General features: G+C 75.5%; 22 protein-coding genes. 10 read left to right on the forward strand and 12 right to left on the reverse strand.

Features of this window, described 5'->3' with window-relative positions:
- Positions 1 to 22: 22 nt before the first annotated feature.
- Positions 23 to 265 carry a hypothetical protein gene (locus BMZ33_RS01725; RefSeq protein WP_091107129.1) on the forward strand — a complete coding sequence of 81 codons (243 nt, stop codon included), beginning with the start codon at positions 23 to 25 and terminating at the stop codon, positions 263 to 265.
- Here the strand turns inward: BMZ33_RS01725 and BMZ33_RS01730 are convergent.
- A complete protein-coding gene (locus BMZ33_RS01730) occupies positions 258 to 1,568 on the reverse strand; it encodes an FAD-dependent oxidoreductase (protein WP_091107131.1) in 1,311 nt (436 codons plus the stop codon). The two genes, BMZ33_RS01725 and BMZ33_RS01730, sit on opposite strands and share 8 nt — an antisense overlap.
- Before the next feature lie 124 nt (positions 1,569 to 1,692).
- Positions 1,693 to 2,916: a coiled-coil domain-containing protein gene (locus tag BMZ33_RS01735; RefSeq protein ID WP_091107134.1), complete on the reverse strand. Its 1,224-nt coding sequence runs from the start codon at positions 2,914 to 2,916 to the stop codon at positions 1,693 to 1,695.
- Between the two features lie 169 nt (positions 2,917 to 3,085).
- Here BMZ33_RS01735 and BMZ33_RS01740 point away from each other — a divergent pair, with 169 nt between their 5' ends.
- Positions 3,086 to 4,081, forward strand: a complete 996-nt coding sequence (locus BMZ33_RS01740) for a site-specific integrase (RefSeq protein ID WP_169063755.1) — start codon at positions 3,086 to 3,088, stop codon at positions 4,079 to 4,081.
- 16 nt (positions 4,082 to 4,097) lie between these two features.
- On the opposite strand, the gene BMZ33_RS01745 is transcribed toward BMZ33_RS01740, so the two are convergent.
- From BMZ33_RS01745 to BMZ33_RS01760, 4 genes are all read right to left on the reverse strand, one after another.
- On the reverse strand, positions 4,098 to 4,553 hold the full coding sequence (locus tag BMZ33_RS01745; protein WP_091107138.1) for a hypothetical protein: 456 nt from the start codon (positions 4,551 to 4,553) through the stop codon (positions 4,098 to 4,100).
- A 77-nt stretch (positions 4,554 to 4,630) separates the two neighbouring features.
- Positions 4,631 to 5,170: an LURP-one-related family protein gene (locus BMZ33_RS01750; RefSeq protein ID WP_091107140.1), complete on the reverse strand. Its 540-nt coding sequence runs from the start codon at positions 5,168 to 5,170 to the stop codon at positions 4,631 to 4,633.
- On the reverse strand, positions 5,167 to 6,243 hold the full coding sequence (locus BMZ33_RS01755; protein WP_091107142.1) for a serine hydrolase domain-containing protein: 1,077 nt from the start codon (positions 6,241 to 6,243) through the stop codon (positions 5,167 to 5,169). Before BMZ33_RS01755 ends, BMZ33_RS01750 begins: the two co-directional genes overlap by 4 nt.
- A gap of 1 nt (position 6,244) precedes the next feature.
- Positions 6,245 to 6,718, reverse strand: a complete 474-nt coding sequence (locus BMZ33_RS01760; protein WP_169063756.1) for a hypothetical protein — start codon at positions 6,716 to 6,718, stop codon at positions 6,245 to 6,247.
- 129 nt (positions 6,719 to 6,847) lie between these two features.
- Here BMZ33_RS01760 and BMZ33_RS01765 point away from each other — a divergent pair, with 129 nt between their 5' ends.
- Together BMZ33_RS01765 and BMZ33_RS01770 are read left to right on the forward strand one after the other, a co-directional pair.
- A complete protein-coding gene (locus BMZ33_RS01765) occupies positions 6,848 to 8,017 on the forward strand; it encodes a sensor histidine kinase (RefSeq protein ID WP_091107144.1) in 1,170 nt (389 codons plus the stop codon).
- Complete coding sequence (locus BMZ33_RS01770; RefSeq protein WP_091107871.1) at positions 8,014 to 8,688, forward strand: response regulator; 675 nt, start codon at positions 8,014 to 8,016, stop codon at positions 8,686 to 8,688. Before BMZ33_RS01765 ends, BMZ33_RS01770 begins: the two co-directional genes overlap by 4 nt.
- A gap of 23 nt (positions 8,689 to 8,711) precedes the next feature.
- Here BMZ33_RS01770 and BMZ33_RS01775 read toward each other — a convergent pair whose 3' ends face one another.
- From BMZ33_RS01775 to BMZ33_RS01785, 3 genes are all read right to left on the reverse strand, one after another.
- A complete protein-coding gene (locus BMZ33_RS01775; RefSeq protein WP_091107145.1) occupies positions 8,712 to 9,188 on the reverse strand; it encodes a universal stress protein in 477 nt (158 codons plus the stop codon).
- A 1-nt stretch (position 9,189) separates the two neighbouring features.
- The gene (locus tag BMZ33_RS01780; protein ID WP_091107147.1) at positions 9,190 to 10,620 is read right to left on the reverse strand and encodes an APC family permease; all 1,431 of its coding nucleotides are present in this window, start codon (positions 10,618 to 10,620) and stop codon (positions 9,190 to 9,192) included.
- 96 nt (positions 10,621 to 10,716) lie between these two features.
- Positions 10,717 to 11,433, reverse strand: coding sequence for a DUF2652 domain-containing protein (locus BMZ33_RS01785; protein WP_091107149.1), 717 nt, complete (start codon positions 11,431 to 11,433; stop codon positions 10,717 to 10,719).
- A gap of 115 nt (positions 11,434 to 11,548) precedes the next feature.
- Here BMZ33_RS01785 and BMZ33_RS01790 point away from each other — a divergent pair, with 115 nt between their 5' ends.
- The 6 genes from BMZ33_RS01790 (at position 11,549) to BMZ33_RS01815 (ending at position 17,469) form a co-directional block, all read left to right on the forward strand.
- Positions 11,549 to 12,961, forward strand: a complete 1,413-nt coding sequence (locus BMZ33_RS01790; protein WP_169063757.1) for an MFS transporter — start codon at positions 11,549 to 11,551, stop codon at positions 12,959 to 12,961.
- Positions 12,952 to 13,239 carry a cyclic nucleotide-binding domain-containing protein gene (locus tag BMZ33_RS22935; RefSeq protein ID WP_169063668.1) on the forward strand — a complete coding sequence of 96 codons (288 nt, stop codon included), beginning with the start codon at positions 12,952 to 12,954 and terminating at the stop codon, positions 13,237 to 13,239. Before BMZ33_RS01790 ends, BMZ33_RS22935 begins: the two co-directional genes overlap by 10 nt.
- 131 nt (positions 13,240 to 13,370) lie before the next feature.
- Entirely contained in the window at positions 13,371 to 13,640 is a 270-nt protein-coding gene (locus BMZ33_RS01800) for a hypothetical protein (RefSeq protein ID WP_091107154.1), read from the forward strand.
- A gap of 179 nt (positions 13,641 to 13,819) precedes the next feature.
- Entirely contained in the window at positions 13,820 to 15,343 is a 1,524-nt protein-coding gene (locus BMZ33_RS01805; protein WP_091107156.1) for an amino acid permease, read from the forward strand.
- Positions 15,344 to 15,428: 85 nt separating this feature from the next.
- Positions 15,429 to 16,337, forward strand: coding sequence for an NAD-dependent epimerase/dehydratase family protein (locus BMZ33_RS01810; RefSeq protein WP_091107876.1), 909 nt, complete (start codon positions 15,429 to 15,431; stop codon positions 16,335 to 16,337).
- A gap of 124 nt (positions 16,338 to 16,461) precedes the next feature.
- The gene (locus BMZ33_RS01815; RefSeq protein WP_169063758.1) at positions 16,462 to 17,469 is read left to right on the forward strand and encodes an alpha/beta fold hydrolase; all 1,008 of its coding nucleotides are present in this window, start codon (positions 16,462 to 16,464) and stop codon (positions 17,467 to 17,469) included.
- 130 nt (positions 17,470 to 17,599) lie between these two features.
- Here the strand turns inward: BMZ33_RS01815 and BMZ33_RS01820 are convergent, their stop codons facing one another.
- The 3 genes from BMZ33_RS01820 to BMZ33_RS01830 form a co-directional block, all read right to left on the reverse strand.
- Positions 17,600 to 18,526 carry an alpha/beta fold hydrolase gene (locus tag BMZ33_RS01820; RefSeq protein WP_169063759.1) on the reverse strand — a complete coding sequence of 309 codons (927 nt, stop codon included), beginning with the start codon at positions 18,524 to 18,526 and terminating at the stop codon, positions 17,600 to 17,602.
- Between the two features lie 197 nt (positions 18,527 to 18,723).
- Positions 18,724 to 19,011, reverse strand: coding sequence for a hypothetical protein (locus tag BMZ33_RS01825; protein ID WP_091107161.1), 288 nt, complete (start codon positions 19,009 to 19,011; stop codon positions 18,724 to 18,726).
- Between the two features lie 313 nt (positions 19,012 to 19,324).
- Entirely contained in the window at positions 19,325 to 20,803 is a 1,479-nt protein-coding gene (locus tag BMZ33_RS01830) for an amidase (protein ID WP_091107163.1), read from the reverse strand.
- Between the last annotated feature and the right edge of the window lie 68 nt (positions 20,804 to 20,871).

The raw sequence follows: 20,871 nt of genomic DNA on the forward strand, positions 1-20,871 counted from the left end.
TCCGACGGCGGGAGGAGCGGACGTGCAGGCGCGGACGGTGTGGGGCGTGGTGTGGATCGTGGTGGGGCTGGCGGTGTCGATCGGCGGCATGGTGCTGGCCGTCGTCGACCCCGGACGCGCCCTGCAGGGCGGCATCGGGTTCGGGGTCGGGATCCTGCCGTTCGTCGCCGGTCTCTTCCTGGTCCGGCACGCGCTGCCCGAGGGCGGGGACGGCGGTGGGCGGCCGTGGGACACCTCGGGCAGCTTCTGGGACCTCTTCAGGTGAGCCGTCCGGCCCCTGCCCGCTCACGGAGCCCGTGCAGCGGTGCGGGCCGCACGTGCTCGGGCAGGACACCGAGGCCGATGACGCGCGCCGGGAGCCCCTGCAGGACGGGCCAGCGCTGCAGCAGCCGGAGGACGGCCGGCGTCGCGACCGGCCGGTCCCCGGCGAGCAGGCGGTCGACGAAGCGCTGCTGGATGGCCCGCTGCACCCGTTGCGTCAGCACGGTGGGGAGCACCCGCCGGCGGTGGACGCGTGCCAGGACGCGGGAGGGGACCCGGCCCCGGCGCAGCCACGGTGCCAGCAGGCGGGCGGCGGCCGCGGCGTCCTGGACGGCGAGGTTGACGCCGACCCCGCCGATCGGGGACATCGCGTGGGCGGCGTCCCCGATCAGCAGCAGCCCGGGCAGGTGCCACCGGGACAGCCGGTCGAGCTGGACCGACAGCACCTTGACGTCGTCCCAGGACCGGAGGGCGGCGACGGGCTCCTCCATGCCGGGCAGCAGGCGCAGGAGGTCGGCGCGGAACGCGTCCAGCCCCGCCGCCCGGACGTCGTCGACGGTGCCCTTGCGCACCAGGTAGGCGCTCTGCCAGTACTCGCCCCGGTCGATGAGGACCAGCAGGCGCCCGCGCGTGAGCCGCCCGACGCCCCCGAAGGGCGGCGCTGTGGTCCCGGCTCCCTTGGGCAGCCGGAACCACAGCACGTCCATCGGCGCGCCGAACTCCCGGACCGTCAGGCCGGCCTCCGCGCGCAGGCGCGAGTCCCGCCCGTCGGCCGCCACGGTGACGGTGGCCGACACCTCGCCCGTGCCGCCGTCGGCCGTGGCGTAGCGGACGCCGGTGACCCTGCCGTCCTGCCGGAGGAGCCCCACCGCCTCGGCTCCCGTGAGCAGCCGGAAGTGCGGGGAGCGGGAGGCCCGGTCGGCGAGGAAGGAGAGGAAGTCCCACTGCGGCACGAAGGTGAGGAAGCGGAACGGCCCCGGCAGGCGGCGGAAGTCGGCGAGGGTGAACTCCCCCTCGTCGGTCGTCACCCCGAGCCGCTCGACCTCCTGGTGCGGCAGCTGCAGGAACGCCTCGGCCAGCCCCAGCTCGCCGAGCAGCCGCAGGGTGGAGGGGTGGACGGTGTCGCCCCGGAAGTCGCGGAAGAAGTCGTCGTGCTTCTCGAGGACCACGACGTCGACGCCGTCGCGGGCGAGGAGCAGGCCGAGGACCATCCCCGCCGGGCCACCTCCCACGATCACGGCGTCGGACCTCGACCGGTGCACGGTCGGGGCGGCGGGGCTGCTCGGCCTGGCTCGCGTGCTGCTCATGGGGGCTCCGCTCGGTCAGCGGGTGTCCGGCGACCCGAGGGCCGGGTGCTGCACGGCGACACGGTAGCCGCGCTGCCGGGCAGCGGGGCGCGGATCGATCGCGCCGCGGCCCGGCGCCGCGCCCTCAGCCGGCCGGGCCCGACGCGGGGGGCGGACCTCCGGTCGGTGCTGCCGCGGCTCCTCCGCCTGGCTCTCCCGGCGGGCGGAGTGCGGCCGTCAGCTGGGCCCGCGCCGCGGCCGCGTCGGCGACGGCCCGGTCCCGTGCCTCCTCCGCGCGCAGCCGGTCGCGACGGCTCTCCTCGGCGCGGCGCTCGGACTGCTCGGCGCGGGCCGCCTGCGCCTCCGCCCGCCCGGTCGCGGCGTCGGCCCGGGCCACCGCCGCCTGGACGCGGCCCTCCGCGGCGGTGGTCTCCAGCCGGGCGGCCGCCGCCGCCTGCTCGGCCCGGCCGACCGCCTGTGCCGCGTCGGCCCGGACGCGTCCGACCTCGGCCCGGGCGGCGCGCTCGGCCTCCAGCGCCCGGTCGCGCGCCGCCTCCGCGGACGCCGCCCGCTCCCGTGCCGACGCGGCGTCGGCGAGGGCGCGGTCCCGTGCCTCCTCCGCCCGGGCCGCCTCGTCGCGGGCGGACCCGGCGTCGCGCACGGCCGCGTCGCGTCCTGCCTCGGCGTCCCGCCGCCCCGCCTCGGCGTCCCGCCGCCCCGCCTCGGCCTCGGTGGCGGCCGCTCCGGCGGCGTCCGCGTCGGCACGCGCCTGCTCCGCGGCCGCCCGCGCGGCGTCGGCGGCCTCCCGGGCCGCGGCGGCCTCGGCCCGGGCACCGGCGGCCTCGTCCCGGGCACCGGCGGCCTCGTCCCCGGCCGCGGCGGCCTCGGCCCGGGCACCGGCGGCGTCGGCCTCGGCCCGCGCCGCGACCTCGAGGGCCTCCCGGGTCGCCTTCTCGGCGACCGCGCGCTGCCGGTCGGCCCGGGACGCGCGCTGCTCGGCCTCGGCGACCTCGCGGCGCGCGTCGGTGCGGACGGCGGCCCGCTCGGCCTCCAGCAGCTCCGCGTCGGCGGCCCGGCCCAGCGCCTCCCGGGCCCGGGCCACCTGGTCCTCGATCGCCGCCAGGGTCTGGCGCAGCCGGTCGGCGACCTCGGTGAGCGTCTCGGCGGCCGGCGCTCCCGCCGGCGCAGCGCCCGGCGTCCCCACCCCGGCAGGTGGGCGAGCGGCGGCCCCCGCCCGGCGGGCGGCGAAGGCGGTCGTGCGGTTGTGGTCCGGGCGGGAGCAGTACGACGAACGCCCCCCGGTCGGCGGCGGCGGGGCCACCGGGCGGTCGCAGTCCGGATAGCCGCAGATCGCCGTCGCCTCGCTCACGGCGCCAGTCTGCGCTCGTTCGTTCGTCAACGCACGGGCGGACAAACGGACGCTCCGGAAGTGCAGCCTGGGCGGAGGCGCACGGAGCACTCCATAATCACCTGTTATGGAGTCCATACCGGAGGGTGCCGGAGTGGAGGAGCGAGTGGCGTCCGGAGCGGTCGTTCCCGTGCCGGACGGCCCGGGGGAGCCCGCCGTCGACCACGCCACCGGCGGCCTGGTGCTCCCCGGGGACGTGGTGGCGGTCGGGCGCTACCTCACCGCCGCCAAGGCGGAGTCCACCCGGAGGGCCTACGACGCGGACTTCCGCGCCTGGTGCTCCTGGGCCCGGGAGCGCGGCTTCCAGCCGCTGCCCGCGGCCGACGCCGCGGTGGCGGCTTACCTGGCGGCGCTGAGCGACGCGGGGGCGAGCCCGCGGACGATCGCGCGGCGCCTGTCCGGCATCGGGCACGCGCACCGCGAGGCCGGGCACCGCAGCCCGTCCGAGCACCCCGGCACCCGCGAGGTCCTCCGGGGCATCCGGCGCACCGCGGCCCGCGACGGCCGCCGTCCGAAGAAGGCCCGGGCCCTGGACACCCAGACCATCCGGGCGCTGGTCGAGGACCTCCCGCCCGGGGTGGCCGGCCTGCGCGACCGGGCGATCATCCTGACCTCCTTCGCCCTGGGGCTGCGGGCCTCCGACGTCTGCGGGCTGGACGTGGGCGACCTGGCGCCGTCCGGGCACGGCGGCCTGGACGTCACCATCCGGTGGTCGAAGACCGACCAGGAGGGCGCGGGCGAGGTGCTGGCCCTGGCGCCCGGGGTGCGGGCGCAGACGTGCCCGGTCCGGGCGCTGCAGGCGTGGGTCGCGGCGGCGGACCTCGGCGGCCCGGGGCCGCTGTTCCGCAGCGTCGGGCGCGGCGCCCCGCCCCGGATCGGCCGGACGCGGATGGCCCGCTCGTCGGTGCGGCTGGTGCTGCGCCGTGCCGCGGAGCGGGCCGGCGTCCCCCTCGAGGGCCTGAGCCCGCACAGCCTGCGCCGGTCGTTCGCCACCGAGGGCTACCGGGCCGGCGTCAGCGAGCGGGAGCTGGCCCGGACGGGCAGGTGGGCCTCGGTGACCACCATGCGGGGCTACGACTCCAGCAGCCGCTGGGCGGACCCGGCGTCGGCCCGGCTCGGCCTCTGAGCCCTCCGCCCGGAGGTCAGCGCGGGGCCGGGGGAGGAGGGAGGAACCACAGCCCGCCCGCCACCGCCCCGTACAGCAGCGCCGGGCCGGTGTGCGGCCACCGCCTCCCGGCGGCCGCCCGGGCCTGTCCGTGGCGGAAGGCCCACCGCTCGGCGAGGACGATCCCGCCGATCGACCCGGCCAGCACGGCGCCGACCGACGCGAGGACGACGACCCGGCTCCTGACCGGCAGCGACCGGAGGGCCTCCACGGGGAGTGCCTCGCCCTCGCGCTGCTGCTGCTCCCGCACGTCGGCCCACGTCGCCCGCAGCTCCGGCACGGACGCCGCGACGGCGAGGGCCGTGATCCCCGCCTTCGTCCAGCCGCGCGCCGTGCGCGAGGGGACGAGGTCGGGGGTGGCGTAGTGGACGGCGGTCGCGACCCCGGTGACCACGGCGGCGACTGCTCGGGACGGCGTCAGCGTGTCGATCACGCGGCCATCGTGTCCTACGGAGGTGACCGGCAGGACCCGAGCCGCGTCGGCCGAGGACCTCGACCGGTGTTCGCCGGCTACCCGGGCGCGGACCCGCCGGCGAGCGCGCCGACCGCCGCGGTCGCCGACTCCTCCTCCCTGGTCCTGCCCCAGATGTGCACGAGCGCGACCACCTCCGCCAGCTCGAGCCTGCCGGGAGCCTGCTGGACGGCGTGGCCGTGCCGCCGGAGGGACCACGCGGGCGCACGGGGGACCGCGGTCAGGACGACCTCGCCGTGCTCGTCGGTGACGCGGAGGTCACGCCGCCAGGCGCGGCCCCGGACCAGGAGGCGACCTCCGCGCCGGAGGTGGACCTCCACGGAGGTCCTCGCGATGCCGCGCACCCGTGCCGTGAGCAGGGGGCTGCCGTCCGGTCCGGTCACGTCCCACCGCCGGGGCAGCCGCCACCGGCTCGTCCGGCCGGCGCAGAGGAGAGCGCCCTGGGCGTCGGTGACGGTGAAGCGGTTCCCGGTCCGGCCGACCGCGATGCGCGCGACGACGCCGTACGCGTCGGTCACCTCGTGGACGCCGTGCCTCCTGGGGTCGGAGAACCGGAGGACGGCGGGTGCCCGGGTCACGGCCGGGTCCTCCCGGGGGAGTGGCCGGAGCGGGTGGCGCCGGTGCGGGTGAGGTCCAGCAGCAGGCGGACGGCGGTCTGCTCGGGGTTGCGGGTGCTGTTGCTCAGCGCGACCACCCCGAGGCCGGCGTCGGGCGCGAAGGCGGTGGCCGCCCGGAAGCCGCCCGTGGCGCCGCCGTGCAGGAGCACCGGGCCGCCCGGCGAGGGCCACCGCATCCAGGCCAGCGCCGTGCCACCGGTCAGGCGGCTGCGGTGCCGCTCCTGCTGCGTCAGGGCGAGCGCCTCGGCGAGGGGGGTGGACCCGGGGCGGAGGTGGGCGCGCAGGTAGGTCAGCAGGTCGTCGGTGGTGGAGCGCAGCGCGCCCGCGCCGGCCAGCCCCAGGAGGTACCACGGCTCGATCGGCCGGCGGCGGCGCCCGTGGCCGACGGCGAGGCGCTCCGCCTGGGCGGCGGTGGGGACGACCACGGTGTCGCGCAGGCCGAGCGGCCCGCACACCCGGTCCCGCACGAGCGAGGCGTAGTCGGGGTGGCCGAGGTGGTCGGCGAGCGCCTGACCGAGCACCGCCGCGGCGAAGTTCGAGTAGCGGGGGCGCCCCGTGCCGGGCGTGCGGCGCAACCGGGCGTGTCCCAGCGCGTCGTAGAGCCCGGGGACGGAGACGCCGGCGTACGGGTCGTCGGTGGAGAACGCGGACCGGAGGACCGGCACCCAGCCCATCGGCGAGTGCGGCAGACCGGACCGGTGCGTCGCCAGGTGCTCCAGCGTGACGTCCACGCCGTCGCGCGACGGGACCCGGACGCCGGCAGGGACGGTCTCCCGCAGGGGCGTGTCGAGCCGCACCTCGCCCCGCACGACGGCGTCGGCCAGCACGAGCGCGGTGACGGTCTTGGTGACCGAGCCGATCTCGAACAGCGTGGCCGCGTCGACGGGCCGGCCGTCCGGGCGCCCGGAGGACCCCCGGCCGGCCACCGCCGTCTCGCCGCTGCGGGCGTCGACCACGCCCAGCGCGAGCCCGACGTGCCGGCGGGCGGCGGAGTCGGCGGCACGGGTCAGTGCCTCGGTGACGTTCGCGTCCACGTCAGTCCTCCCTGACCGGGCGCCACGGGTCCCCGCGCCCGGTGCCGTAGTGGGCGGCGACGTGGCGCCAGGGGACGACGGCGAGGAGCACCACGACGAAGAGGCAGGAGAACGCCACGTCCCAGGTGGCCTGGTCCATGGTCCCGGCGGCCCACTGCGGCAGGGCGACGACGGCCAGCCAGATCAGCTTCCAGGCGATCTCGAACAGCACCAGCGGCAGCATGCGCAGCGGGTACCGGATCCCCAGGAGGGCGAGGACCCACACCGCCGCCAGCACGCAGTGGACGACCCCGGCCATGAGCGGCCACGACTGGCTGTCCTGGACGAAGGACGGCCCCTGCGTGACGGCGAGGCCGACGACGACGAGCAGGTAGCCGGCCCGCAGCGCGTGGAGGCGCGCCAGCGGGACACCGGCGCCCGGTCGGTCGTGCGGTCCCGGCCCGATGTCGGTCGGGACTCCTCGGAGGAGGCTCATGGGGCGAGCCTGCCGCGGGCGCACCGGCCGGGCATCGGCCTCCGGTCGGTGGGCGCACCGACCGAAGTCGGTGTCCGGCGCCGACTCCGGTCGGTCGTCGCCGCACGCCGTCCGCCCTATGCTCCGGCCATGGGCCGCCCGGCCGACCCCGCTCGACGGCCCCACCCTGCGGTCCGCCGGAACTGGCGCGTCACGCTCTTCGCGGTGCTCTTCGGCGGCGCCTGGCTGGCCCTCTTCCGGGAGCAGTGGGGATCGGCCGGCGCACTGTTCTGGATCGACGCCGCGCTCGGGGCCGTCTCCGTCGGAGCCGTGCAGTTCCGCCGACGCCGGCCGGTCGCCGTCGCGGTCTTGACCACGGGAGCGACGGCGTTCTCGGCCAGCGCGTTCGGTGCGTGGGCCGTCTGCCAGGCGTCGCTCGCGACCCGCCGGAGGTGGCGGGAGATCCTGCCCGTCGCCGCGCTCGGCGTGCTGACCGGCCAGGTCCTGTACGCCGTGCAGCCCGAGCAGCCGCTGTCCTGGGTGTGGAACCTCGTCTTCTCCGCACTGGTCACCGGCGTGGTCGTCGCCGTGGGCATGTACGTGGGCGCCCGGCGGGAGCTGCTGACCTCCCTGCGGGACCGGGCCGAGCGCGCCGAGCGCGAGCAGGCCCTGCAGGTCGTCACGGCGCGGACGGCGGAGCGGGCGCGCATCGCCCGCGAGATGCACGACGTCCTGGCCCACCGGATGTCGCTGGTCGCCCTGCACGCCGGCGCGCTCGCCTACCGCACCGACCTCAGCGCGGACCAGACCCGGGAGACCGCCGGCGTCATCCAGGCCAACTCCCAGCGCGCGCTGGCCGACCTCCGGGAGATCCTCGGCCTGCTCCGCGACCCCGAGCGCGGCGTCGACGCGACCGGCCACCGGCCGCAACCCACCCTCGGGGACCTGTCCGCGCTGCTCGCCGACGAGCGCGCCGCCGGAGCGCACGTCACCCTGCACGCCTCCGTCGAGGACCTCGACGAGCTGCCCGGGTCCACCGGTCGCAGCGCCTACCGGATCGTGCAGGAGGCGCTGACGAACGCGCGCAAGCACGCGCCGTACGCCGCCGTCACGGTCGAGCTGACCGGTGGGCCGGGGCGCGGCCTCGACCTCTGCGTCCGCAACCCGGTGGGCGTCGGCGGCCGGGGCGGGAGCGAGGGCGCCGGCTTCGGCCTCGTCGGGCTGGCCGAGCGGGCCGCCGCCGGCCACGGCCGCCTCGAGCACGGCCGCACCGCCGACGGGGACTTCGTCCTCCACGCGTGGCTGCCGTGGGACCGGTGAGCGCCGCCGCCGTCCGGGTGGTCCTCGTCGACGACGACCCCCTGGTGCGCACCGGCCTGCGGCTCGTGCTCGGCGGCTCGCCGCGGGTGGAGATCGTCGGGGAGGCCGGCGACGGCGCCGAGGGACTGGACGTCGTCGGGCGGACGCACCCGGACGTCGTCCTGATGGACATCCGGATGCCGCGCGTGGACGGGCTCGCCGCCACCGAGCAGCTCCTCGGGCGACCGGATCCGCCGAGGGTCGTCGTCCTCACCACCTTCGACGCCGACGAGTACGTGGTCCGCGCCCTGGCGAGCGGTGCGAGCGGCTTCCTCCTCAAGGACACCGCCCCCGCGATGATCGTGGAGGCGATCGAGCGGGTCGCCGCGGGTGAGCCGATGCTGTCGCCGAGCGTGACCGCGCAGCTGATCCGCAGGGTGGTCGACGCCTCCGACAGCGCGACCGGTGCGGGGCGGGCCCGCGCCGCGGCGGCCCGGCTGGCTCGTCTCAGCGAGCGGGAGCGGGAGGTCGCCATCGCGGTCGGGCAGGGCAGGTCGAACGCGGACATCGCCCGTGAGCTGTTCATGAGCATCGCGACGGTCAAGGCCCACGTCTCCCACATCCTCGTCAAGACGGGGACGGCGAACCGGGTGCAGATCGCCATCTGCGTCCACGAGGCCGGCCTCGCCTGAGCCCGGGCGGGACCGGCGCGGGGTCACGTGCGGCGGGCGGCCCTCCTCGGCCGGGGCGCCGGGCGGACGACGAGCACCGGGCACGGGGCGTAGTGCTGCACCCGCTGGGCGGTGCTGCCGACGAGGATGACGTCGCTGAGGCCGCGTCCTCCGGCCGCCACCACGATCAGGCCGGCGTCGTGCTCCGTCGCCGCCTTGATGATCTCCGCGGCGGGCGAGCCGCTGCGGACCTGCTTGCCGACCTCCGGCCCCCAGCCGTCGAAGACGGCCGCCACCGCGTCGACGGCGCGCTGCGCCGCCGCGCGGAAGCTGCCGGTCCCCTCGCCGATCTCGGCGTGCTCGGCCTCGGAGATCTCGTCGGCGAAGGCGACCGAGGCCAGCGGCCGGACCACTGCCACGACCCGGACGGCGGTGATCTTGGCGGGGTCCGCGAAGGACACGAGGTGGCGGGCCGCGGCCAGCGACTGCGGCGACCCGTCGGTGGCGACGACGACCTCCATCTCAGGCGTCCCTCCGGGAGGCGGCCTCGGGATCGCCGCGCCGGGTGCCCGGCGGGCGGTTCCGCGAACCGGCGGCGTACTCGACGAGGAACAGCACGACCCCGATGGCGATCAGGGCGGCGCACCAGATCAGCGACGAGGGGTCGTCGTAGATCGAGAACCCGAGGATGGCCAGGTTGCCGACCAGCCCGACGACCAGCAGGGGCGTGTTGGCCCGGTAGGTGTGCTCGTGCTCGTCCCGCCCGCGCAGCTTCAGGCAGGCGACGATCACCAGGGCGTAGATGCCGAGGAGCAGCACGACGGTCACCAGGGCGAGCCGGTTGACCAGGTCGATGCCCCCACCGGCCTCGAGCACGATGCTGCCGGTGACCAGCAGGCCCGCGACCACCGCCGCGCTGAAGAGCAGCCCGACCCACGGGCTGCGGCGGGTGGCGTGGACCTTGGCGAAGACGCCGGGGACGACGTCCTCCCGGGCCATGCCGTAGAGGATCCGCGGCTGGGTGACGATCGTGACCAGGGTGGTGTTGGTGATCGCGATCAGCGCGATGACCGAGAACAGCGTCTCCATGACGCCGGTCGAGAAGGGCAGGATGCCCTGCTTGACCACCTCGAGCAGGGCCGCGTCGGACTCCGCGAGCACGTCGGTGGGCACGGTGAGCGCGGCGGCCATGGAGACCAGGACGTAGACCGTGCCGGCGACGACCATGCCGCCGACGAGGGACCTCGGGAAGGACCGGTGCGGGTCGATCGTCTCCTCCGCGACGTTGGCCGTGTTCTCGAAGCCGGTCATCGCGAAGAAGGAGAAGGCGATGCCGGCGAGGACGGCGAGCGCGGGGTTGCCGGAGACGCTGATGTCGGCGAGGACGCCGAAGTCGGCGTTCCCCTGGGCGACGTACCAGATGCCGATGACCACCACGATGACCAGGCCGGCGACCTCGACGAAGGTCATCAGCATGTTCATGACCACCGACTCGGTGATGCCGATGAAGTTGACGACGACCAGGGCGAGCACGAACACCAGCGACACCAGCAGGGCCGGCGGACCCGCCCAGAGGGTGGCGAAGTAGGAGGCGAACCCGGTCGCCAGCGAGCCCGTCGCCGCGAAGCTGGCCGACAGGAACGACACGGTGACCAGGAAGGTCAGCGCCGTGCTGCCGAACGCCTTCTTGACGTAGAGGGCGGCGCCGGCGGCCTGGGGGTACTTGGTGACCAGCTCGGCGTAGGCGGCCCCGGTGATGGCCGCGACGGTGACGCCGAGGGCGAAGGCGATCCAGAACGCCCCGCCGACGGCGGCGGCGACCAGGCCGATCAGGACGTAGATCCCGGAGCCGAGGACGTCGCCGAGCGTGTAGAAGAACAGCTGCCCGCCGGTGATGGACCGCCGCAGGCTGCTGTCCTCGCCGTCGACGGTCCTGGTGCTGGTCTCGGCCACGAGGTCCCCGCTTCGTCGGAGGCGAGCTGCTGGCCCGACCACGGAAGCGCCACCCGGGGACCGGTGTCAACTCGGGCCGCCCGGACCGCCGGGGGCTCAGCCGGCGGGAGCGAGCTGGCGGGGACGCCGGTGGGGGAGGACGTGCGGGAGACCCCGGCCGACCATGCCGAGCGTGCTGCCGAGGCGCCGTGCCCACGTGGGATCGGGCAGCGGCGCCGGCGCGGCCAGCTCCGCGACGTCCACGACGAAGGTCCGCACCGGGCCGAAGCCCTCCAGGTCCTGGGGGACCTCCCGCACCGGCAGCCCGGTGTCGGCGGTGTCCCCGCTGCCGAGCAGGTCGTCGGAGACGAGGAGGTACTCCGGGACGTCGACGGTGTTCTTGAGCAGCCGGTGGACGTAGATGACGTCCGGGCCGACGAGCTTCCTCCGGCGCCTGATCGTCTGGGTCGCGACCTCCCCGACGTGCGCGACGAACTTCAGCGTCAGGTCGCTGGTCCGCGTGCAGCTCCCGCACGGGCACATGTTGAGCTCGACGAACCGGCGCTCGACGTGGAAGGCGCGGTGCATGGCGACGACGGCGCGGGTGGTGGCCGACAGCGTCGCCGGGCCGTCCAGCCCGTCGACGTCCCGGGAGAGGAACGCCGCGTCCCCCTCGACCTCGATCAGGTCGAAGCCCCGCGCCGCACCGACGACCCGGTCGAGCATGCGCCGCGTGGCCGCCTCCGCGTGCCCGAGGACGCTGCGGTGGAACTGCATGTACTGCGTGTACCCGCCGATGTCGGCGATCAGGAGCAGCGCCCGCCGGGTCGCCATGCCGGACCCTAGCGCGCGGGGCGGGGCCGTGGACCGCCGATCGCCGTCCCCGGTGGGCCCCCGCCGGCTGCCGGGAGCCACCTCGGGCCGCCGCTGCGCTGCTAGCGTCCGCGCCGTGCCCGGTGCCTACCGCGAGGCGCTGGCATCGGTGACCCGCAACCGCAACCTCCGGCTCGCCCAGGCGTCGTCGGTGTCGGCGTGGACGGGCGAGTTCCTGTTCCTCACGGCGATGACCGTGTACGCGTTCGACACCCACGGCGCCGTCGGCGTCGGCGTGGTCGGGTTCCTGCGGGTGCTGCCCGCGACGGTGGCCCTGCCCTGGCTGGGCGCGCTGGCCGACCGGGTCCCGCGCCGCCGGCTGCTCGTGGTGACGTGCGGTCTCCGGGCGCTCACCGCAGGGGGAGCGGGGATCGCGGCGGCCGCCGACCGGCCGGTGGTCGTGTACGCGCTGCTGACCGCCTCCACGGTCTGCCACGCCGCCTACCGGCCGGTGCTCGGCGCGCTCTTGCCCGCGCTGTGCACCGCGCCGGAGGAGCTGACCGGGGTGAACGCGGTCCGCGCCGTCCTCGACGGCCTGGCGGCGCTGGTCGGCCCGCTGGCCGCCGCCGCGCTGATCGCCGGGGCCAGCACGGCCGCCGCGTTCGCCGCGGTGGCCGTGCTCGCCGGCGTCGCCGGGGTGCTGGCCGCCGGGCTGCGCTACGAGTCGGCCCGCCCGGCGGGCGACCCGCCCGCTGGGCGGGCCGGGGTGGTCGCGGACGTCGCCGACGGGCTGCGCGAGCTGCGCCGGTGCCCCCGGGCCGCCGAGGTGATCGTCCTGGGCGGCGTGCAGTGCGTGGTCCGCGGCGCCCTGACGGTGCTGGCCGTGGTGGTCGCGGTGGACGTCACGGACCTGGGCCGCCCGGGGGTCGGGCTGCTCTGGGCGGCGTTCGGGGTGGGCGGCCTGGTGGCGGCGACGGCGTCGATCGGCGCCGCGGGCAGCTCCCGGCTCGGCACGCTCTTCGGCGCCGGGATCGCGATGTGGGGTGTGCCGCTCGTCGTCGTCGGGCTGGTCACCGGCAGCTCCGTGGCGGTCGGCGCGTTCCTGGTCGTCGGCGCCGCCAACGCGCTCGTCGACGTCACCGGCTTCACGCTGCTGCAGCGGCTCGTCCCCGACCGGACGCTGGCCCGGGTGCTCACCCTGACCGAGGCGGTGTTCTCGCTGGCGGTGGCGCTCGGCTCGCTGACGGTCCCCCTCCTCGTCTCCGGGCTGGGCGGCACCGGCGCCCTCGCCGTCGCCGGCTCCCTCCTCCCGGTGGCGGTCGCCGCACGCTGGGCGGCGCTGCGGGCGATCGACGCCGACATCGGCACGCGCAGGGACCGGATCCTGCTGCTGCGACGGGTCCGCATGCTCCGGCTGCTGCCCGTACCCGCCATCGAGGGCCTGGCGCTGCGCCTGCGCCGGGTGCCGGTCGCGGCGCGGACCGACGTGTTCCGGGCGGGGGACCCGGCGACGACTTCTACGTCGTCGAGTCCGGCCAGGTGGCCGTGATCGCCGGCGGGCACGAGATCCGCCGGCTCGGGCCCGGCGACGCGTTCGGCGAGATCGCGCTGCTGCGCTCGGTCCCGCGGACGGCGACCGTGCGCGCGCTCGTGGACACCGAGCTCGCCGCCCTCAGCGGTCCCGAGTTCGTCTCGGCGGTCACCGGGTTCTCCGCCACCTCCTCGACCGCCGAGCAACTCGTCCGCGGCTACCTCACCGAGGACCGGGACCGGCACGCGGTCCGGCCCCGGACCGACCCGGACGGCGATCCGGACCCCGCCCGGTAGCGGGCGTGCGGACCGTCACCTCCCGACGTGCGACCCGGACCGGCCGCACGGCCGTACGGTGGGACCGGCGCCGGGACGCCACCCCGTCCCCGCACGCCGCACCCGTCGACGAGGAACGCAGGAGAGCACCGGTGTCCCGCGCACCCGACCCCCTCGAGCCCGGCGTCCCCGCCCCCGGTCCCCGGCCGGACCGCGGGCCGGTACCGGCACGGACCTGGCCCCGGCGCCTGGTGCACCGGCTGGTGCTCCTCGACTCCTGGTCCCCGGACACCGCCCACCTGGGCTCCCCGCAGGCCGCCCGCCGGCGCCTGCGCGACGAGTGGGCCCGCTCCGGTGACCTCGCCCCGTCCCAGGCCGTCGCCCTGGTGGCCCTCGAGGAGACGACGGCCTGGTCGGGCTGACGCCCACCGGTGTCCGATCCGGGATCTCCGGCGTGTCCGCCGGTCCTCCCGCGCGCCGGGTGGTGTCCGCGCACGCCACCTCACCGAGCGGAGTCGTTGCAGTGGCGCGGCTCCCGGAGGGCCCCGATCCTTGATCGGACGCCCGGCCTCACCCACTCGTCTTCCACGAGGGAGCGGACATGGCACACGGCCCAGCCGAGAGCGGCGACCTCCACAAGGGACTCAAGCAGCGCCACCTCACGATGATCGCGATCGGCGGTGTCATCGGCGCGGGCCTGTTCGTCGGCTCGGGCGCGATCATCGGTGAGGTCGGCCCCGCGGCGTTCCTGACCTACGCCCTCACCGGTGTCCTGATCGTCATGGTCATGCGGATGCTCGGGGAGATGGCGGTGGCCAACCCCTCGACGGGGTCGTTCGCCGACTACGCCCGCCAGTCGCTCGGCGGCTGGGCCGGCTTCAGCGTGGGCTGGCTGTACTGGTACTTCTGGGTCATCGTGGTCGGCTTCGAGGCCGTGGCCGGGGCGGCGATCCTGCAGCGCTGGCTGCCCGACGTCCCGCTGTGGCTCATGGCGCTGGTCCTGATGGTGCTGATGACGGCGACCAACCTGTTCTCGGTGGCGTCCTACGGGGAGTTCGAGTACTGGTTCGCCGGCGTCAAGGTCGCCGCGATCATGGCGTTCATCGCCCTCGGCACGCTGTTCGTCCTGGGCCTGTGGCCGGGCCGCGACCTCGACTTCTCGAACCTCACCGAGCACGGCGGCCTGTTCCCCAACGGCGCCGGCACGCTCGTCTCGGGCATCGTCATCGTGGTCTTCTCGATGGTCGGCGCTGAGATCGCCACCATCGCCGCCGCCGAGTCCGACGAGCCGGAGCGCGGCATCGCGCGGGCGACGAACTCCGTCGTCTTCCGGATCCTGATCTTCTACGTCGGCTCCATCTTCCTGCTGGCCACCATCCTGCCGTGGAACTCCACGGAGCTCGGTGACTCGCCGTACGTGTCGGCGATGGAGGAGATGGGGATCCCCGCCTCGGCCGACATCATGAACGCGGTCGTGCTCACCGCCGTGCTGTCCTGCCTGAACTCCGGCCTCTACACGGCCTCGCGCATGCTGTTCGTGCTCGCCGCCCGGCACGAGGCACCCGGCCGGATGCTCCGGATCAACCGGCGCGGTGTCCCCGCGTGGGCGATCCTCGCCTCCAGCGTCATCGGGTTCCTCTGCGTGATCGCCGCCTACGTCTCGCCGGACACCGTCTTCCTGTTCCTGCTCAACTCCTCCGGCGCGATCATCCTGTTCGTCTACCTGCTGATCACCCTCTCGCAGCTGCGGATGCGGCCGACGATCCCGCCGGAGCGGCTGCGGGTGAAGATGTGGTTCTACCCCGTCCTGACCCTGCTCACGGCGGCCGCGATCGTCGCCATCCTCGTGCAGATGTTCATCCGGGAGAGCACCCGCTCGCAGCTGCTGCTCAGCCTGCTCGCCTGGGCGCTCGTCCTCGTCGCCTACGCCGTCCGGCGCAAGGTCATCGGCGATGCCCACCTGACCGAGGAGGGCGTCGCCGCGGAGACCCGCGCCGACCGGTGGATGCACGAGCACGGCGCCGTCGTCGACGTCGAGGTCGACGCCGCCGTCGGGGAGGGGCGGCTCGACCCCCGCGTCATCCGGCGGATGGACGAGGAGGGCTATCCCAACGAGGCGCCGTGACCCGCGCGCCGCGTCACCCAGTGACGCCGTCGGGGAGCGCGCCGGCCCCGGGCACCGTCGCGTGGTCGCTGGCAGGGTGGACGGCATGGCCACCTCCCCTCCCGTCGTCGTGGTGACCGGTGCGAACGGACTGGTGGGCGCCGCGGTCTGCCGGGCGCTCGTCGAGCGGTCCGCACGGGTGCGCGCCGTCGTCCGGCGTGCCGGCAGCGCACCGGCACTCGACGGGGTCACCGAGCACGTCGGCGACTTCGCCGACGAGGGCCTCGCCCGAGCGGTGACCCGGGGCGCCGACGCGGTCGTCACGACCGTCCACCCGATGGGCTCGTCCCGGGAGGTGCAGCACCGGGTGGGCGCCGAGGGCACCCCGGTCCTCGCCCGGGCCGCCCGGGACGCCGGCGTCGCCCGGCTGGTGCACGTGTCCACGGCCGGGGTCTACGACCGCTCGGCCGGCGTCGGCGACGTGGCCGAGGACGGTGCGCTCCTGCCCGAGGGCAGCGGCGACTATCCCGACACCAAGAACGCCACCGACGCCGCGCTGGCGCAGGTCGGCGGGCTCACGACCGTGCTGGTGCGCCCGCCGGCGATCCTGGGCGCCGGCGACACGTCGGTCTGGAACACGCTCCGACCGCAGGAGGTCCGCGACGGTGAGCGCCGGGTGAACCCGGCGAAGAACTGGGCCTGGGTGCACGTCGATGACCTGGCGGCCTTCATCGCGGACGTCGCCACGGGCGCCGTCGCGACCGCCGACGACCCGGAGCGCGGCCCCGTGGCCGGCGGCACCACCGCGGTGATCGTCGCGGGGGAGCCCGCGACGTGGCGGGACTACCTGGGCACGGTGACCGACGCGCTGGGCGTCGCGCCCGAGTGGACCGACGAGCCCGTCTGGACCGGGCACCTGCGCACCGACCGCGCGCGGAGGTGGGGCTGGGCCCCGCGGGTGGGCCTCGCGCAGGCCCTGGACGAGCTCCGGCGGGGCCTGACGACGGGGTCGTGACGGCCCCCGGGTGCCTCCCGCGGCCGTGCGACGGTCGCCGGCCCCCCGCCGCCTGCCGATGCGGCCACCGCCTGCCTGCCGTTACGGTCGGCCTCCCTGTCCCGCAGGCGGAGGAGGACGTGCGGTGGAGCACAAGGTCTTCGAGCTGGGCGACTTCGCTCTCCAGAAGGGGGGCGTCCTCCCCGGGGCGCGGCTGGGGTACACGACCCTCGGGCAGCTGGACGACGACGGCGGCAACGTCGTCGTGTGCCCGACCTGGTTCACCGCGACACCGTCGGACACCGCTGCCTGGATGACCGGAGCCGGCCGCGCCCTGGACCCGCAGCGGTACTTCGTCGTCGTGCCGAACCACTTCGGGGCCGCGGTGTCGTCCTCGCCCAGCAACACCCCGGCCCCCTTCGACAGGGGGCGGTTCCCGCACGTCACCACCTACGACAACGTCGTGGCGCAGCACCGCCTGCTCACCGAGGAGCTCGGGGTGGAGCGCATCCGGCTGGTGAGCAGCTGGTCCATGGGCGCCTGCCAGACGTACGCCTGGGCCGCCCTGCACCCGGAGATGGTGCGGGCGATCGCGCCGATCTCCGGATCGGCGAGGACGGCCAACTTCAACAAGGTCTTCCTCGCGGGCAACATCCGCGCGATCACCTCGGACCCGGACTGGAACGACGGCTTCTACCGCGACAAGCCACCGATCCGCGGCGTCAAGGCCATGGCCGCCCTCTACGCCGGGTGGGGGTTCTCCGAGCCGTTCTACCGCCAGGAGGTGTTCCGGGCCTTCGGGGCGAGCACGGTGGAGGAGTTCATCGACTACTTCTGGGACGCCTTCTTCGTCAAGTGCGACGCGAACGACCTGCTCGCCCAGATGTGGACCTGGTGGCACAACGACCTGGGCGACCACCCGCAGTTCGGCGGCGACTTCGAGGCCGCGCTCGGTGCCATCCGCGCGCGGACGATCATCCTCAACGCCGAGACCGACTCGTACTTCCCGCCCGTGGACAGCGGGTACGAGGCGCAGCACATCCCGGGTGCCGAGTCCCGCCCCATCCCGACGATCTGGGGGCACCTGGCCCCGTTCAACCCGGACGACCAGGCGTTCATCGACGAGGCACTCCGGGAGCTGCTCGAGGACTGACGGGGCAGCTCGGGCCACCCGAGCACGGCCACGCGCGCGGCTCGGCGCCGTGCCCGCCGGCGTCGGACAGGTCACCGTCCGGTCCTGGCGGGACCGTCCTGGTCGGCGGACGCCGACCGACCTGGGACGGCTACTGCGTCAGCTCGAGGAGGAGCGTGCGCAGCAGGCTCCAGCTCTCGCGGTTGGGCCCGTGGCCGCTCAGCGCCCAGATCAGCTCGCCGCGCGGCAGGCGCTGCGCCAGCTCGTAGGCGCTCACCGGTGGGCAGATCATGTCGTACCTGCCCTGCACGACGTAGACGGGCATCGTCAGCCGGTCGGCGTTGGCCAGGACGTGGTCGGGCGGCAGGAAGTGGCTGTTGGTGGAGTAGTGCGCCTGCACCCGGGCCGACGTCGGGTCGACGTCGTCGGTGAACGGCGCCGGCGCGAAGCGGTCGTCCAGGTCCATGACGGCGGTGTCGACCGTCGTGTAGGCGTACGCCGACTCCCGGGCCCGTGCCGCGTCCGGGCCCAGGATCCGGGCGAAGTGGTAGGCGCTCGGGTCGTCGTGGTGCTCCTCCGGCGTCCGGTCCAGGTACCACTGCCACACCTCGGGGAAGAAGGTCCGCCACCGTCCCTGGTTCAGCCAGTCCGACTCCTGCTGCCGGCCGGTGAGCAGCCCGTACAGCACGAGCGACCGCACACGTCCCGGGTGCGCCACCGCGAACGCGAGCGCCAGGCACGAGCCCCAGGACCCACCCATGAGGACGGCCTCGTCCACACCGGAGTGGTTCAGAACCCGGACGATGTCCGCGACGAGGTGGTCGGTGGTGTCGTCCTGCAGCGACCCGTACGGCTCACTGCGTCCGACGCCGCGCTGGTCGCAGAACAGGACGCGCTGGCGGGAGGCGTCGAAGTACTGCTCGTAGTCGTCACTGGTCCCCATGCCGGGGCCACCGTGGACGAAGAGCACCGGAGGCGCGTCCGCCTTGCCCCAGTCCTGCACGTAGAGGCGGTGCCCGTCACCGACGTCCACGAGCCCCTCGGACAGCGTGAAGCCGTCGACCGTCAGCACGAGCACCTCTCGCAAGGGGGACGACGCGCCGCCCGGGCGCAGCGCGTCCCGTGGGGCCTACCCGAGGGGCCGCCGGGCTACCACGGACGGCGTCCGCGTCGCGGACCCAGGCGCGCGGGACCGGTCGGTGGACGGGCAGCCGTGGACGTCGGCGTCGTGTGGGCTGCGCACGACCCCCGGCGGGGGCACGGACGCGCCCTCCGTCAGCTGAGCGCGCCCGACCGCGTGACCGCGGCACCCGGGGACCCGTGGCGCTGCCTGCTCGTGGCCGCGGCCTGCTGCCCCGTGGCCGTGCCGGTGAGGGAGCCCGGGGTGGAGGTGTCCTCGTCCATCGTCCCGACGACGATCGGCAGCACCGACCGGTGGACGTCCGGGTACACGAGCACGATCACGGTCGGCGCCTCGAGGCCCGCCGCGGCCGAGTCGAGCGGCGACTCGTCGAGGTACCGGCGCGCCGCGTCGCCGTCCCCCCACACCTCGACGCCGAGCACCCGGGACCCGGACGGCCACGCACGGCGGTGCAGGCACGGGCCCTCGGGGACGAGCCGGACCGGCGGGAGCAGCCGCTGCAGGCGGGCCAGCTGCTCGGGGCTGGCGTCGGTCCAGCAGGGGTGGATGACGAGCAGCGACAGGACGTCCCCCCGGGAGACCGCGTCCGGCGTCGACGGTCGCGACGCTGGTGAGGACCGGACACGGCCGTCTGTGCGTACTTCTCCCCCGGACGGCGCCCTGCCGGCCGGGGGAGGATGACAGCCGGCGCGACCCGGGAGCCGGCTGACCCTCCGGGCGTGCGGACTGACGCGATCACGTCAGGGGACGGCCGGCGCACCGGGCGTATGCGTCCTGCCAGGGCCGGAGTCGCTCGTAGACCGCGCTCGCGGCGAGCACGTCGGCGTCCCCGTAGCGACGGCCGACCAGCTGCATGCCCACCGGCAGCCCGTCGACGTCCCCAGCGGGGACCGACGCGGCCGGGTGGCCGGTGAAGTTGACGACGTAGGTGAGGCACCAGCCGATGAGCGGGTCGACGTCGACGCCCTCGATGGTCCTCGGGCCGACCGTGTTGCCGTCCTCGGCGTTGTCCACGGGCAGCGCCGCGAGGGTCGGGGTGACCAGCAGCTCGTGGGAGCGCAGCACCTGCTGGATCCGGTCGTACACGTGGGTGCGCATCCGCTGGTCGCGGAGCACGTCCAGCGCACTGAGCCGGTAGCCCTCGTCGATCCAGCGCAGGTACTCCGGGGGGAAGTCGTCCCGGTGATCCCCGAGCAGGTCGATGCCCTGCGCGGTGAGTCCCTCGAGGCCCTCGATGTTGAGCGGCATGATCAGGCGGCACCACAGGTCGCTCAGCTCGCGTTGGTCGTGGTCGAACGCGAGGTCGACCTGCTCGACGGTGGCGCCCGCGTCCTCGAACGCCCGCACCGCCCGCTCCACCGCGGCGGTGACCCGGCGGTCGACCGGGTGGATGCCGAAGTCGGGGCTGTAGGCGATCCGCCAGCCACGGATCGACCGGCGCGTGGCCCCCGCGAAGGAGGCGGGGTCGTCGAGGGCGAAGGGATCCCGGTCGTCGTAACCGGCGAGCACGTCGAGGGCGAGGGCGGCGTCGTCCACGGTGCGCGTCAGCGCCCCCTCGAAGAGGAACGGGTTGATCGAACCGAAGGCGTTGGGGCGCCCGGTGTAGGGCACGCGGCCGAAGGAGGCCTTGTAGCCGTACAGGCCGCACCACGAAGCGGGGATGCGGATGGATCCACCGCCGTCGGTGCCCTCGGCCAGCGGCAACAGCCCGTCCGCGACGGCGGCGGCGCTGCCGCCGGAGGAGCCACCGGTGTTCTTCGTCGTGTCGAAGGGGTTGCGGGACGGGCCGAACAGGTAGTTGTCACACGTACCGCGGAAACCCATCACGGGGCTGTTGGTCTTGCCGACGAGAACGGCGCCGGCGGCCTCCATCCGCTCCGCGTACGTGCAGTGGGCGGGGACGCTGAAGTTCTTCAGTGCACGTATCCCACCGAACGTCGCCGGCCATCCGGGCTTGAAGTCGAACAGGTCCTTGATCGCGGTCGGCACCCCGTGCAGGGGGCCGAGCGCCGCGCCGGACGTCACCGCCCGCTCGGCCTCCCGCGCCTGCTCACGAGCCTCGTCGAACGCGGTGAAGACGAGTGCGTTCAGGCTGGGGTTCCGTGCCTCGATGCGGGCGATGACAGCGTCGATGACCTCGACCGGGGAGAGATCACGGCGGCGGATGCGGGCGGCCAGCTCGGTGGCGGTGGCGTAGGCCAGGTCGTCGGACATCGTCGTCCGCCTCTTCCTCGTCCGGGCACGTTCGGGAGCCCGGAGTCTGCCGAGGCTCGCCGGCCGCG

The sequence above is a fragment of the Geodermatophilus dictyosporus genome (genome assembly GCF_900115505.1).
GTDB lineage: Bacteria > Actinomycetota > Actinomycetes > Mycobacteriales > Geodermatophilaceae > Geodermatophilus > Geodermatophilus dictyosporus.